This window comes from Corynebacterium sp. sy017 (assembly GCF_017918135.1).
Lineage (GTDB): Bacteria > Actinomycetota > Actinomycetes > Mycobacteriales > Mycobacteriaceae > Corynebacterium.
The window spans coordinates 440,415-454,328 of record NZ_RZUE01000001.1; the positions used below are offsets into that span (position 1 = coordinate 440,415).

Here is a 13,914-nt window from a genome sequence, read left to right on the forward strand (position 1 = left end):
CCCTATCAAAGAATCAACAAATACTACTGATAGTGTAAGGACCCTCCTATGACCGATATTGCCAATGTCGAGCAACTCTTTCTAGAACTAACACCTGTGCCGTGGAAACAACGCACACAAACTCATAGTCAGCACTTTGATACCTCTCATGCATCAATTTCCTTATCCCCCTATTTAGCCGCTACGTTTAGCCTGGGTGGAAAACGATTATGCTATACCGAGCTTGCTCAGCTACAGCTCAGTATCAAACAAGCCTGGGATTTAGGTGCTCAGAATACTATCCGCGTGGCAACGCGTCCCCAAGGGATATGTTTTTCGCATCGACCAAGCAGTTACCTTAGTTCTCGCGCAACAACTGGTATCCAAATACGCGCCCACGGCAGCGCAATTGGGTCATGGCTTGCCCACCCCTTAAGTTTTAGTATTTTGGATAAACACTTTTCCCAATTGCTTGGTGCACCATTAGCCTATTATGCACCTGATAATTCTATGCTCCTTGCTGAGCCAATCCCACAACCTGGGCATCATTCTTCATTAAGTACCTGGATAACGGAACATTTTTGCGCACACCATCCACACCGCATTCCGCCGGTTTTTTATTGTGCCCAGGGATTTCCTACCCATGTACTCCCGCAACACGCTCAATGTGCTATTAGTGTGGGATAAAGAAGATAATAAAATGTCGTTGAATATCCCATGCCATCTTCATCATCTTTCATCTCGGAGGTATCGTGCCACAAGCTCAACTGCAGCGATTGCATAGCTTTTATCAAAAGTTCGTCAATGCACATCCTGATGCACCTGACGATCTTGTCGATACTATCGAAGATGTGCTGTCCGACGCAGGTTTAACCTTCGATAGAGTCAGTGGACGGCTCAAAGAATGGCAGTCGCTCAAAGCAAAAGCAAAAAAGCGCACTGCCAGTGGCGAACTTATGTACCCACAGCCATGGAATGATATTCATGACCTGATTGGCATACGCATCACCACTTTTCATTCCACAGATATTCCCCAAATTGTTGAGGTACTCAAAGATACGTTTATCGTGCACCGTTCCGTCGATAAAGCTGCGCAAACACGTATTGCTGGTGGGTTTGGGTATGGCTCACACCATCTTATTCTTGAAGTAGATCATGCGTCTCAAGAACTAAGCAGCTACGCAGGGCACCAATTCGAGGTGCAAATTCGTACTGTACTTCAGCATGCCTGGGCAGAGTTTGAGCATGATATTCGTTATAAGCGTAATCAACAAGAATTGGATCCACGGATTGATCGTGCGTTTACTCTTGCAGCAGGACTTATTGAGCTGGCGGATCAGCAATTTGATCAGATTGCAGCAATTAAGCAACCAGAAACACCACAAGACAATGACCTTGAGCTAAGCCCGCAAACTTTACCGGGTATTCTTGCGATGATCGTCGGTACGCGTTTCCCTCAATCACGTATGCAAGATTATCGTTTCCTCGATGAATTACTCACCGCACACGATATAACAAGTGTAGCTAGCTTGCGTTCCCTACTTAATGACCAGGATATTGAGGCAGTATCAAGTGCTTTTAAGTATCGGTTTCAACCTGGTCAAATAAGAATTATTGATGACTTATTGCTCTATCGCTATCGCGAAGATCATATTAAGAAAACAGAAAAAATTGGCAAGCGAGCCCTACATCGTCCAGCAAAACTCAAGCATAGATTAGAAATGCTCACGTCTGCCACGTAATCGATCGATTTCGCGTCGTTCTTTTTTCGTAGGGCGACCTGCTCCACGATCTCTTCTAGGCATAGACATAATGATCTCTCGTGGCACAGGCGGTGGCGAATGATCCACATAACAACTTCGCGCAATCTGTGCCCCTACTCGTTTTTTGATAGTATGCACTACTTCCACATCATATTCACGATGATCCACCCATACTCTTACACGATCACCAGGAGTAATGGATTGCGAAGCCTTGACCGCCTTACCAGCTAACTTGATGTGCCCTGCTTTACACGCCTGTATTGCTTGAGAGCGAGTCTTTACCAAGCGAACTGCCCACACCCAGGCATCAATACGCACTGGGTTAGTGGGTAAAGTATCCTCCATCATGCTTTTATTTTTTAGTAGTTATCACGTTGATTGATAATAGAACGCACTTTATTGGCATAGAAAGCGCCGCCAACTACAGCGATAACAAAGCCAAGCACCATAAGTGTCTGTGATGCTAATAAGAATCCGAGAGATAACCCACCAACTACGCCACCACCCACGCAGATAAGGGCTTTGGCCGCATTACGACGTACAGCTTGTTTACGTAACTCGATAGGGTTATTTGGTCTATGTTGTAACGACATTCTTATCCCTTCTCGTCTATCCAGCTCTCACCACGTTGTCTTATTGTAGCTGTTCCTGAGGTTAAATTAGCCAAAGTATTAGCTAAATCATCATAAGTACCAGGAACCACCGCAAGGGTTAAGTCTACCCCAGTATTGTATTCACTAGCTATGACGCTAAAATCACGGTCACGCAAATATGCTTCTACTCTACCGGCTTGTTCATAAGAAATACTTACCTGGTAGAGCTCTCGTACACTACGACGACAAGTTCTCACCTGAGTTAAACAAGAAGAAACACTGTGGGAATAGGCGTGGATTAGCCCACCAGTGCCTAATTTTATCCCTCCGAAATAACGAACAGTCACTGCGACAATATCACGTAGTCCACTACCGTTTAGGACGTCAAGCATAGGATTACCAGCAGTTCCTGCTGGCTCACCATCATCATTAGAGCGCTGAGTTGGATGAGTATTACTACCATCTACGATAAAAGCACTGCAATGATGCCTAGCATCGGGATATCGTCGTTTAATCTGGGCTATGAACTCTCTTGCGCCTTGTTCATCAGGAGCCGCTGAGATGAAACAGAGAAATTTAGAGCGTTTTATTTCTGTCTCGCTATGGTATTCACCAGGTGCAGGTCGATCATAATGCCTTGGTGTCACCATTAAATCCTTACAAGATAACCATATTCTGCAGAATCTGGCTCTAACCTGCGACAATCAATACCAGAATCAACAATACGTTCTAATAAACCAGTCAAATTAGCCGCATTGCCCATTTCAATTCCCACCAAAGCAGTACCAGTTTCGCGATTATTTCTCTTGAGGTACTCGAAGAGGGTGATGTCATCGTCTTCACCGAGAATATCACTCAAAAATGCACGCAATTGCCCGGGTTCTTGCGGGAAATTGACCAAAAAATAATGCTTTAATCCACGATGCACAAGACTGCGTTCCATCACCTCGGAATAACGCAAAATATCGTTATTTCCACCGGAGATAATACATACCACCACGTCATTAGGGGAAAACTTCATCTCCATTAAGCCCGCCACAGATAATGCACCAGCCGGCTCAGCAATAATACCTTCATTTTGATAAAGATGAATCATCTCAGTACATACTGCGCCTTCGCTGACTTTGAGCGGGTGCAAACGTCCCTGGTTCTTTTCTAGAATGTCATAGTTAAGATCCCCAATACGCTTTACCGCTGCACCATCTATAAAAGAGTCAACTGTTTCAAGAGTAACTGGCTGACCTGCGGTTAAGGCAGCAGTCATGGATGCTGCACCTGCAGGTTCCACACCAATCACCGCGGTACGAGGAGCCATATCTGCTAAATAACTGAGATTACCCGCGATCAATCCTCCACCGCCGACGGGAATCACAATACTATCAAGTGATTTTCCTAGCGCAGTAAGCTGTGACAATATCTCAGCAGCCACTGTTCCTTGCCCGATAATGGTGTCTCGATTATCAAAAGGTTCAACCATTGTAGCGCCTGTCCGAGCTGCGTCGGCACGCGCTGCTTGAGCAGCCTCGTCAAAATTAGCACCGGTAACAATAAGTTCCACATACTCGCCACCATGAACAATAATGCGATCACGCTTTTGTTTAGGCGTTGCTGCTGGTACATAAATGCGCCCATGGATGCCTAAAGACCGGCAGGCAAAAGCCACTCCTTGTGCGTGATTGCCAGCAGAAGCAGCCACAATACCCATTTCGCGTTGTTTATTGCTCAGCTGTGAGATCGCATTGACCGCACCACGAATCTTATAGGAACGCACATCTTGAAGATCCTCGCGCTTGAGATACACCTGAGCCCCAGTCAGTTGTGACAGCCGCGGACAATACTGCAATGGTGTTGGCGCAATAAACGCCGAAATTCGTGCTTGAGCTACCTGAATATCAGCAGCACGTACTCCATTGTTGTTATTGTTGTCTTTTTCGCCAGACCCTACGTTATGTATTGTTTCTTTGTCTGTTTCCGCAGAACTACCCATGCTGATAGATACTAGTACCGAATTATCTTTTTACCTATCTGATAGCTAATCGACACCAGATTGGTACTATTTTGATACCAATCTGCGCACTGGTCGATAAAGCGTTCAAGTAGACTCGCGTTCATGGCAGCCTCACAAGATAAAAACCAATCCCTTACCAATAATGTCCGTCGTATCATTGCTTTTTTACTCATCCTGATCGGTTTTATCTGGTTTGGCACGATTATTCTTCCCAAACATTACGCTGACAGTGCTCTCCCAGTTCCGCAAATCCAAGCCAGTGCTTTCCTTGGCGCAATAACACTGATTACAGGTATAGGATTATTGCGTTCTTTTCGACGCGCACTCATTATCCTGATCATAGCCATGCTCAGCGTTGTACTTATTCCTCGAGTTCCCATGCCATTTCAATCTGCGCATAAACCCACAACTCGTGTCATGAGCCTTAATACCTTCTTTGCTCATGCTGATGACCGCATCATCGCCCAAAAAGTCACCGAAATATCCCCTGACATACTAATTCTCATTGAGACAAACCCTGAAGAGGTAGCAGCTATAGCAGAACACACCGGTTATACTGCGCTCAATGAAGCGCAACCAGGCGGTGGCGCTAGTGCAGTAGTGACCCTTGTATCTGCCCCTTACCTAGAAAAACTCCAACGCGACAACACATGGACATTCACTATGGTCGACAACATGACCATTGCCCAAATGCCACAACTAGAACTTGCCCAGGGGACTCGCATTGTCGGTGTTCACCCCGTGGCTCCCCTGCTAGCCAATGGCACTAATAAACTATGGTCAAATGAGCTAGAATCCTTAGCACGCTGGGCGCATTCTACTAGACAACAGCAATCAAACAATGCTGACCTTGTGCTCCTTGGGGATTTTAATTCCACGCGTGCCCACCCGCAGTACCGTGAACTAGGTTTAGCAGATTGTACTGGTCATCTCGCGCACAAGCCCACATGGCCGCAGACACTACCAGTTATTCGCATTGATCATATTCTCAGCACAGCACGCTGTGCTGATGGCGGTACTGTGAATGTACAAGGAACAGATCACCTGGGTGTCTGGGCAGATGTGGAGCTCTAGGTTATATCTCTTAGCCTAAAATGCCAGGTCCCATTGTCGCTTTGAGATCTCCCATCAATGAAGCAGAACGATTCACCCGCAAGTGTTCGCCCAAAATCATCATGGATGATTCCTCACCATTGACCAAGTTCAGATACACATCAGATTCGCCCTTATTAGCTAAAAGCACCTGCTTGAGCTTAGCAATAGTGTTCATGGTGCATTGCTCAGTGCGCAAGGTCAAGCGCAATGGTAGACCTGAGCCATTACCAGGACCAAGTTCAGGTACTTTCATATCATCACAGAATAATGAGGTTCGATCATCGCGGATCGAGATATGTGCTTTCGCCAAGATGATATTGTCTTCCACGATTTGCGAACTTACTAAGGCATACACTTTATTGAACACCAGTAATTCCACGGCAGCACCATGATGATCTTCAATGGTAACAATCGCCCACGGCGAACCATCTTTTTTGGAGAAGCGTCGATCCACGCTAGAAATAATGCCGCCGACGAGTACCTCAGTACCATTTTTTAATTCGCCGCTGAGAATCGTCGTTAAAGCAGTATCTGTTTGTGCCTCAAGAGCTTGCTCAAAACCATCCAATGGGTGACCTGATACATAAAGTCCCAGCATTTCTCGTTCTAATGCCAACTCATGTTTGCGATCCCACTTGTCCTCAGGAACCTGGACAGCAAAGATATTCTCCACAGGAGTATCTTCCCCGCCAAAACCTGCGAAAAGATCAAATTGCCCTTTATCCGCTGCTTTTTTAGTGCTGATCACAGAATCAATGGCATCATCATGAACCATCACCATGCCTTTACGAGAATGATTCATCGAGTCAAAAGCCCCTGCTTTAATCAAGGACTCAGTAACACGTTTATTACACGCAATGACATCGATCTTATCGAGGTAATCAGAAAAATCCTTGAATAATCCCTTTTCTTTGCGGGTTTTGATGATTGAGGCCACCACATCCTCACCAACATTACGCACTGCCCCCAAGCCAAAACGAATATCAGTGCCCACAGGTAAGAAGTTAAAAGCGGATTCATTAACGTCAGGAGAAAGAACAGAAATACCCAAGTGACGGCAATCTGAAAGATAAATAGCTGACTTATCTTTCTTATCAGCAACCGAAGTAAGGAGCGCAGCCATATATTCCGCTGTGTAGTTTGCTTTAAGATACGCAGTCCAATAAGAAACTAAACCATATCCTGCAGCATGGGACTTATTAAACGCATAAGACGCGAAAGGCTCAATTGTGCCCCATAGCGCATCTACCGCTGCCTGCGAATACCCATTGGAGTGCATCCCAGCAGAGAATTTTTCATATTGAGCAGCAAGCACATCTGCTTTCTTCTTACCCATCGCTTTACGGAAACCATCGGCTTCACCAGCGGTGTAATTTGCTACTTTTCGAGAAATCTCCATGATCTGCTCTTGATACACAATAAGACCATACGTTTCCGCCAAAATATCATGCAGTGGTTCTTCTAACTCGGGATGAATTGGCTCAATTGGTTTACGCCCATTCTTGCGATCAGCATAATCCCAGTGCGCGTTCACACCCATCGGACCTGGGCGATAAAGAGCCAAAGACGCCACGATATCATTGAACCCCGTTGGCTGCATTCGCTTAAGTAGCTCCTGCATACCACCAGAATCCAGCTGAAACACTCCAAGTGTCTCTCCCCTAGAAAGCAACTCATATACTTTGGGATCATCAGTATCAAGTGCTTCAAGATCAACATCTTCATTACGGTTAATTTTGATGTTTTCGATGGCATCACCAATCACTGTCAGATTGCGCAACCCCAAGAAATCCATCTTCAGCAAACCAATTGCTTCACACGCTGGATACGGCCATCCAGTAATCAGCGCCCCATCCTGGGAGCGTTTCCACATAGGAATGCAATCCAATAAAGGAACAGAAGCCATAATCACTGCACAAGCGTGCACGCCTGTTTGGCGTACCACGCCTTCTAAACCACGCGCAGTATCATAGATTTTCTTAATATCTGGATCAGTTTCGATCAAGCCACGCACTTCACCGGCTTCGCTATAGCGAGGATGGTCTGGATCCATAATGCCGGACAGCGGAATATCTTTTGCCATAATCGCTGGTGGAAGTGCTTTGGTAATGCGATCTGCAATTTGATAACCAGGCTGCCCAAACTGTACACGTGCAGAATCTTTAATAGCCTGCTTTGTTTTAATGGTACCGAAAGTAATAACCTGCGCGATCTTATCCTCACCCCAACGCTCAGATGCATAACGCACCATTTCACCGCGGCGACGATCGTCGAAGTCAATATCAATATCAGGTGCTGATGGTCGCTCTGGATTCAAGAATCGCTCGAACAGCAAACCGTGTTCCATTGGATCGATATTGGTAATCGTGAGCGCATAAGCAACCAAAGCTCCAGCAGCTGAACCACGTCCAGGCCCCACACGAATACCGACTGATCGTGCATATTTAATAAGCTCTGCGACGATAAGGAAGTAGGAAGGGTACCCCTTCATATCGATAACATTAATTTCATATTCTGCGCGCTCAATATATTCTCGAGGCACTTCGGCACCATCAAAGCGTTCCTGCAGACCACTCATGACCTGCTCACGCAACCAGCTAGTTGGGGTGTGACCTTCTGGCACATCAGCAACCGGCATACGATCGTGAGTATGCGGCTGCCAGATTTCCCCATAATCCTGTATGCGCTCTGCAATCCATAAGGTGTTGTCGCACGCATCTGGGACTAAGTCATCCCACGTCTGTCGCATCTGCTGCGCAGATTTTACATAATAACCAGTACCATCAAACTTAAAGCGATCAGGATCGCTCATTGTTTTACCAGTTTGCACACACAACATGGCTTCGTGTGATTGAGCCTGTGATTCCAAAACATAATGGCAATCATTAGTAACTAATGGTGGCAAATTAAGTTTACGACCAATTTCTAATAACTCATTGCGCACCCTAGTTTCAATATCAAGCCCATGATCCATAAGCTCAAGGAAATAATTATCTTTCCCATAAATATCCTGCCACATTGCTGCAGCCTCGAGAGCTGCGTCGAATTGCCCCAGCCTTAGCCTGGTTTGCACGTCTCCTGAAGGACAACCAGTAGTGGCAATGATCCCCGTCGAATGTTCGGCAATAATTTCCGCATCCATTCGCGCCCATTTACCAAGCTGACCTTCATAAGAAGCCATAGAGGAAAGATAAAAAAGATTATGCAATCCCTCAGCGGTTTCAGCAAGCATGGTCTGGTGCAGATATGCGCCAGATGCTGAGACATCATCAGCTTTTTGGTGCGGTTCACCCCAACGAACACGCTGCTTATTAAAACGAGAATCTGGCGCCATGTACGCCTCAATACCAATGATTGGTTTAATATCAGCTGCTGTCATAGCTCGGTAAAAAGCATCGGAGCCAAACATATTGCCATGATCTGTCATGCCCACAGCGGGCATTCCTAGTCGTTTTACTTCCTCAGCCAATAAATCAACTTTCGCCATACCATCGAGCATGGAATACTCCGTGTGATTATGAAGATGAACGAAAGAAGATTTTTTTGCCATGAAACAGAGTCTAGAGCACCCATCTCATCTTCGCATAGCTGCTGTTCACGCTACTTTCAACCAATAAAATCGCCAGCAGTCAAGCATTGTTCAAGCACTATTCAAGCACTATTCAATCCTGGCAAACCACCACAACGCACTTTGGGCTAATATCTACAGACCATGGTGTATGGCATACTCGCATATTTGTTGTGGGGGATTTTTCCTGCTTATTTCCCCTTGCTCAAACCTGCTACCGCACTTGAGGTTATTGCACATCGCATTGTCTGGACATGTGTATTCATGTTCATTCTCCTGTTATGCACCCGACGGTGGCAAGAGCTGCGCAACGCATCGGCAAAAGTATGGTTACGGGTAGCAGCAGCCTCATTACTGATCGCTACGAATTGGCTCGTGTATGTCGTCGCAGTGAATTCTGGTCATGTCTCAGAAGCCGCACTAGGCTACTTCATTAACCCATTGGTCAGTGTGATCCTTGGGATGATTTTCCTTGGCGAACGATTGCGGTTCTTACAAAAAATTGCCATTATGATCAGCACACTTGCCGTTATTATTTTGACACTAGCAAGCTCTCAACCACCTATTTTAGCGTTACTGCTCGCCTTCAGTTTTGGTTTTTATGGCTTGTTGAAAAAAGGACTTCCTCTGTCCGCCTCAGCATCGGTTGCCGGAGAAACTTTCGTGCTTACTCCTCTCGCCTGCGGTTATCTCATCTTTCTTGCCCTCAATGGCACTGGTACTTTTATACAAGGCGGTATGACGCACTCGCTACTACTTATTTCTTCAGGATTTATCACTGCAATACCATTACTGCTCTTTGGTGCTGCCACACACAAGACACAGCTCTCGACGATCGGTATGCTTCAATACATCACGCCTAGTATTCAGATGCTGTGGGCAGTGATTGTGGTACATGAACAACTTGATGTAATCCGATGGCTTGGCTTTGTCATCATCTGGATTTCGGTATCGCTCTATCTTTTAGATACTTTCTTGTTCAGTAGAAAACAAAAACGTGCTAATTCTGGTGAAAAATAGGGCGAATCCCAAAGAAACCCCATCTGGCGTCCTCAGGTAATACTTCTATGCTCAACACTGCTTCGTTTTTTGCTAATTGACGCAAAGAATCACCATCGTCATACACAATGAATCCTCTAATGCTATCGACATAACCACGCATTTTTAGCTGTTGTTCTAGTAATTGTTGCCTACTTACCCCTGCACTCGGTTCGGGTAGCTCAGCAATAGAGCCAATAACTGTTATCGCCGCATTAACCCGAGTAATCTGAGCATTTTCTACTACTTGAGCTGCCTCATGTGCAGTAACAGGAGTACGAAAATAAACAAAAGCAAAGGCTGGTTGCTGTGCATGAGCTAGGCTTTGCGCCGCACGCTGCACGTATTCTGATAATGTTTCGCCTTCTTCCTGCCCTACCATATCCCCGTTAACAGGTGGCGTACCATCATATTTTTGCTCACCAACGATAATTCCCACAACACAAAAAAGCACTAAAGCAACTGTTGCGGCGACACCATAAAAGCGATCACTTTTCACAGTAGCTCTTCCTTTAATCACACCTGAGTATATCGAGGGCATGTTGTAAATCAGCAGGGTACGACGATTCTATTTCCATCCAACGTCCATCATGCGGATGGTAAAAACCTAAAGATACAGCATGGAGCCATTGCCGATTAAGCCCCAAGCGACGCGATAATGCCGGATCTGCCCCATACATAGGATCGCCGCAACATGGTCGATGCAAAGCAGACATATGGACACGAATCTGATGGGTCCGCCCAGTTTCTAAATGGATCTTGAGCAATGATGCCTCAGCAAAAGCCTCCAAGGTTTCATAATGCGTCACCGCGTGTTTGCCATCATTGGTCACGGCAAAACGCCATCCTGAACTAGGGTGCCGCCCAATTGGTGCTTCGATGGTTCCTTGCAGCGGATCCATATGCCCCTGTACCAGAGAATGATATGTTTTTTTCACAGTACGCTGCTTAAATGCACGTTTTAATACTGAATAGCCTTGTTCTGATGCGGCAACAACCATCACACCAGAAGTACCCACGTCCAGACGCTGGACAATGCCTTTGCGCTCAGGAGGACCAGAAGTAGAGATCCTAAACCCTGCAGCTGCTAACCCACCAACGACGGTTGGCCCATCCCAGCCTACCGTTGGATGTGCCGCCACTCCCACAGGCTTATCCACTGCAATGACATCGTCGTCAGCATAGAGGATATTCATTCCTTCGACGAGTTCTTCCTGCGCAACAAGTTCTTTATCAGTTTCAGGTAAGGTTACCTCAAGCCAACTCCCTGCAAGTAAACGCTCGGATTTTCCTACAGGTTGACCGTCGATAAGCACATCACCGCTTAATGCTAACTCTGCAGCGGCAGTACGCGATAACCCAAGTAACTTCGACAAACCAGAATCAACGCGCATCCCTTCCAAACCCTCAGGAATAGGTAAACTACGCTGCTCACGCATCTTTTTCTCCTTGCGGTGCTGCGGACAAAAATAGCGAGCACAAGAAAATCACCACGCCCACGCTAATAGCAGAATCGGCAACATTAAACACTGCGAAATTACCCACTGAAATGAAATCCACCACATGCCCGACAAAAAAACCAGGCTCTCGAGTAAGACGGTCATAGAGATTGCCTAAAGCCCCACCAGCAATAAGCGCAAGACCAGTAGCAGAGTAAATATCCTCAATTTTGCGAGCATACACGGATATACCACAAATAAAAGCGATCTGAATACACGTGAATAGCCATGTGGAATTTTGCCCGATAGAAAAAGCAGCACCGGAATTAAAAAGCAGGCGAAAACGAAACCAATCACCAATAAGATACAGTGGCCCGTCCTCAAGAAGATCAAGCATAAGAGTTTTTGTAAGCTGGTCAAGTATAGCCACAATGAGCGCAATGACTATCATCGGGCGAACATAGCTTTTTATTTTTCCCCTATCGGTTTCCATCACATCATCTATCTTTGCAAAGACCTTCTCAAGATAAAAACGCACGCGCGGGACGACGGGAAAAATATCAGTTTTTCTAGCTACAACAATAAGTAAGGTAATCTATGGAGCGTGAATATCCCACAACAACATAGCAAACTGCGGTTGATCCCAGACAAGCATAGAATACGCACCATTGTCTCTATCATGGGGCTGCTTGTGCTGATGAGCACTGCCACAGTTGCGTGCAGCACTGAAGAAAAGACACTGGTTGACTCTCCTGTCGGTGCTGAGGTGGATCCAGTAAAAATCACAATGCTTAGCTCAGGTACGTCAAGCACCAACGCAAAAGTATTACGCTACCTAGACCTTGCCAATGGTGAAACCGACAAGCAAAAACTCACCTTGGAAATATCCGAAGGCTTTGCACAATCTGTGGTCAACAACGACGCTGTTGATCCACAAGCCCCAGCAGGTGGTGAGGTAACAACACTGACGTCTTCGCTAGAAGCCGAAACAATTACCCCAGAGAATAGTGATAGTAAACGCTCAGTTTCTTTATCTATCACAGATAGCTCATCAGATAACTTAGCGGATAACCAAGATTTAGATACCACGCAGGGGTTCCGCTTTGGTTGGTTCGCCAGTGATGCAGGTCAGATTTCTTCAGTAAATCTTGCGGCACCAAGCAAAGCTACCGACGCTGGGAGAAGCATAATTGAGCAATACTATATGAAACTCGTCCCGTTCACTGTGGTGTTTCCCGCAGATCCCATCAGTGTAGGTGGGTCATGGAAAGTGGAATCTCGAGTCGCTAATGATTCCACAATGTTACAAACCACTACTTATACGGTGACAGACCTTGTGGCTGACACGGTGCATCTTGATGTCTCGGTCGAACAACGTCCAGTTCTTGGCGCTTTATCTTTACCCATCGATGACCAAACACGTTCTTTAACTGTACTCAGTTCCACCACTACCTCCCAGGGAAAAATTGTGGTCGATCTACATAAACCACTCCCGGTAAGTGGCGATATTGGCTTTACGACGCGTGTCGTCTACGGTGAAGAATCAACGCAAACTCGGGTGGTGCAAGATAGCACTCAAGCAATTTCTTTTGGCTCAATTTAATCTCCTTGGTGAAACACGACACACCCTGGACAAAACCGAAAATACAACAGTACCCGCATAGCTCACGTCGAAAGCTATGCGGGTACTAATGTTCTTGATTGTTATTGTGCAGCTGGTGCTTCTGGAGCAGGAGCCTCAGCAGCTGGCGCGTCTGAAACCGGTGCTTCTGGAGCAGCAGCTTCTGGCGCTGCTGGTGCAACGTGATCAACACACATTGGTGGCAATTGTGCATCCCCTAGTGAAACACTGATGAGGGTACAAGCCCAGTCTTGAGAGATCTTCCAAACACCATCTTCATAGACAAAAATAACGTTTTCCACTGTTTGTGGTTCTTGATCCGGATAGGTCAAAGACAAAGTAGTCAAAACGCTATTTGGCTCAGCATTAGGCAAAATTGGATCTACAACCTGGAAATTAGCACCAGATTCTTCTTTGAGACGAGCCATGGTATCAAATAGCTCAGGTGCGGTTTCACCACCTTGTACTGTGGCGGTCTTTTGTTCGATTGTTGCAGCAGGATCTGTGGCAGTAGCAAGAATTGCATTCAGTTGCTCAACAGTAGGCATTTGCTCTGGTACCACTGCAGAACCAGCAGCGGAAGAATCTGATTTCTCACTGGTCTTCGTGTTTGTTGCTTTATCATTATCCTGGGCACAAGCTCCCAGAGTTAAAGCCATACTTGCAGCGATAGTAGCAATGAAAACCTTGGAATATTGCACAGGGTCCCTTTCCTTATGTGGATCACGGTACGATCCTCTTAGCTTTTATCAAGCCTAATAGTCATATTTTTTACTCGGCACATTCCAGATATAGCGCATCATGGCATAC

14 protein-coding genes are annotated in these 13,914 nt (G+C 46.0%); 5 read left to right on the forward strand and 9 right to left on the reverse strand.

Translation table 11 applies throughout. The annotated features are described in order from the left end of the window. Nucleotides 1–48: 48 nt before the first annotated feature. Together EML15_RS02010 and EML15_RS02015 are read left to right on the forward strand one after the other, a co-directional pair. Nucleotides 49–666 carry a hypothetical protein gene (locus tag EML15_RS02010; protein WP_144273175.1) on the forward strand — a complete coding sequence of 206 codons (618 nt, stop codon included), beginning with the start codon at nucleotides 49–51 and terminating at the stop codon, nucleotides 664–666. 65 nt (nucleotides 667–731) lie between these two features. Further along, nucleotides 732–1,721, forward strand: a complete 990-nt coding sequence (locus EML15_RS02015; protein ID WP_144273176.1) for a GTP pyrophosphokinase family protein — start codon at nucleotides 732–734, stop codon at nucleotides 1,719–1,721. Here EML15_RS02015 and EML15_RS02020 read toward each other — a convergent pair. The 4 genes from EML15_RS02020 to ilvA are packed head-to-tail and all read right to left on the reverse strand — an operon-like array spanning nucleotide 1,695 to nucleotide 4,322. Then, on the reverse strand, nucleotides 1,695–2,087 hold the full coding sequence (locus EML15_RS02020; RefSeq protein ID WP_144273453.1) for an RNA-binding S4 domain-containing protein: 393 nt from the start codon (nucleotides 2,085–2,087) through the stop codon (nucleotides 1,695–1,697). The two genes, EML15_RS02015 and EML15_RS02020, sit on opposite strands and share 27 nt — an antisense overlap. 14 nt (nucleotides 2,088–2,101) lie before the next feature. Then, nucleotides 2,102–2,335 carry a hypothetical protein gene (locus EML15_RS02025; protein ID WP_144273177.1) on the reverse strand — a complete coding sequence of 78 codons (234 nt, stop codon included), beginning with the start codon at nucleotides 2,333–2,335 and terminating at the stop codon, nucleotides 2,102–2,104. A 2-nt stretch (nucleotides 2,336–2,337) separates the two neighbouring features. Continuing rightward, complete coding sequence (locus EML15_RS02030) at nucleotides 2,338–2,985, reverse strand: YigZ family protein (RefSeq protein WP_144273178.1); 648 nt, start codon at nucleotides 2,983–2,985, stop codon at nucleotides 2,338–2,340. Further along, entirely contained in the window at nucleotides 2,985–4,322 is a 1,338-nt protein-coding gene (ilvA, locus tag EML15_RS02035) for a threonine ammonia-lyase IlvA (RefSeq protein WP_144273179.1), read from the reverse strand. The genes EML15_RS02030 and ilvA overlap by 1 nt, the downstream gene beginning before the upstream one ends. 123 nt (nucleotides 4,323–4,445) lie before the next feature. Here ilvA and EML15_RS02040 point away from each other — a divergent pair, with 123 nt between their 5' ends. Further along, nucleotides 4,446–5,417 carry an endonuclease/exonuclease/phosphatase family protein gene (locus EML15_RS02040; RefSeq protein WP_144273180.1) on the forward strand — a complete coding sequence of 324 codons (972 nt, stop codon included), beginning with the start codon at nucleotides 4,446–4,448 and terminating at the stop codon, nucleotides 5,415–5,417. Between the two features lie 10 nt (nucleotides 5,418–5,427). Here the strand turns inward: EML15_RS02040 and dnaE are convergent, their stop codons facing one another. Then, nucleotides 5,428–8,988, reverse strand: coding sequence for a DNA polymerase III subunit alpha (gene dnaE, locus EML15_RS02045; RefSeq protein ID WP_144273181.1), 3,561 nt, complete (start codon nucleotides 8,986–8,988; stop codon nucleotides 5,428–5,430). Between the two features lie 162 nt (nucleotides 8,989–9,150). Here dnaE and rarD point away from each other — a divergent pair, with 162 nt between their 5' ends. After that, entirely contained in the window at nucleotides 9,151–10,026 is an 876-nt protein-coding gene (gene rarD / locus EML15_RS02050) for an EamA family transporter RarD (RefSeq protein WP_144273182.1), read from the forward strand. Here the strand turns inward: rarD and EML15_RS02055 are convergent. Genes EML15_RS02055 through lspA form a run of 3 tightly spaced genes read right to left on the reverse strand, consistent with a single transcriptional unit; the run spans nucleotide 10,007 to nucleotide 11,934 of the window. Then, nucleotides 10,007–10,543 carry a hypothetical protein gene (locus tag EML15_RS02055; protein WP_144273183.1) on the reverse strand — a complete coding sequence of 179 codons (537 nt, stop codon included), beginning with the start codon at nucleotides 10,541–10,543 and terminating at the stop codon, nucleotides 10,007–10,009. The genes rarD and EML15_RS02055 overlap by 20 nt on opposite strands. Before the next feature lie 13 nt (nucleotides 10,544–10,556). Then, nucleotides 10,557–11,483 (reverse strand): RluA family pseudouridine synthase, encoded by a 927-nt coding sequence (locus EML15_RS02060; protein WP_144273184.1) that lies wholly within the window; start codon nucleotides 11,481–11,483, stop codon nucleotides 10,557–10,559. After that, entirely contained in the window at nucleotides 11,476–11,934 is a 459-nt protein-coding gene (gene lspA, locus EML15_RS02065) for a signal peptidase II (RefSeq protein ID WP_144273454.1), read from the reverse strand. Before lspA ends, EML15_RS02060 begins: the two co-directional genes overlap by 8 nt. A gap of 153 nt (nucleotides 11,935–12,087) precedes the next feature. Between lspA and EML15_RS02070 the strand changes: the two genes are divergently transcribed. Next, nucleotides 12,088–13,086 (forward strand): DUF6263 family protein, encoded by a 999-nt coding sequence (locus EML15_RS02070; protein WP_144273185.1) that lies wholly within the window; start codon nucleotides 12,088–12,090, stop codon nucleotides 13,084–13,086. 101 nt (nucleotides 13,087–13,187) lie between these two features. Here EML15_RS02070 and EML15_RS02075 read toward each other — a convergent pair whose 3' ends face one another. Then, nucleotides 13,188–13,805, reverse strand: coding sequence for a hypothetical protein (locus EML15_RS02075; protein ID WP_144273186.1), 618 nt, complete (start codon nucleotides 13,803–13,805; stop codon nucleotides 13,188–13,190). Nucleotides 13,806–13,914: the final 109 nt, after the last annotated feature.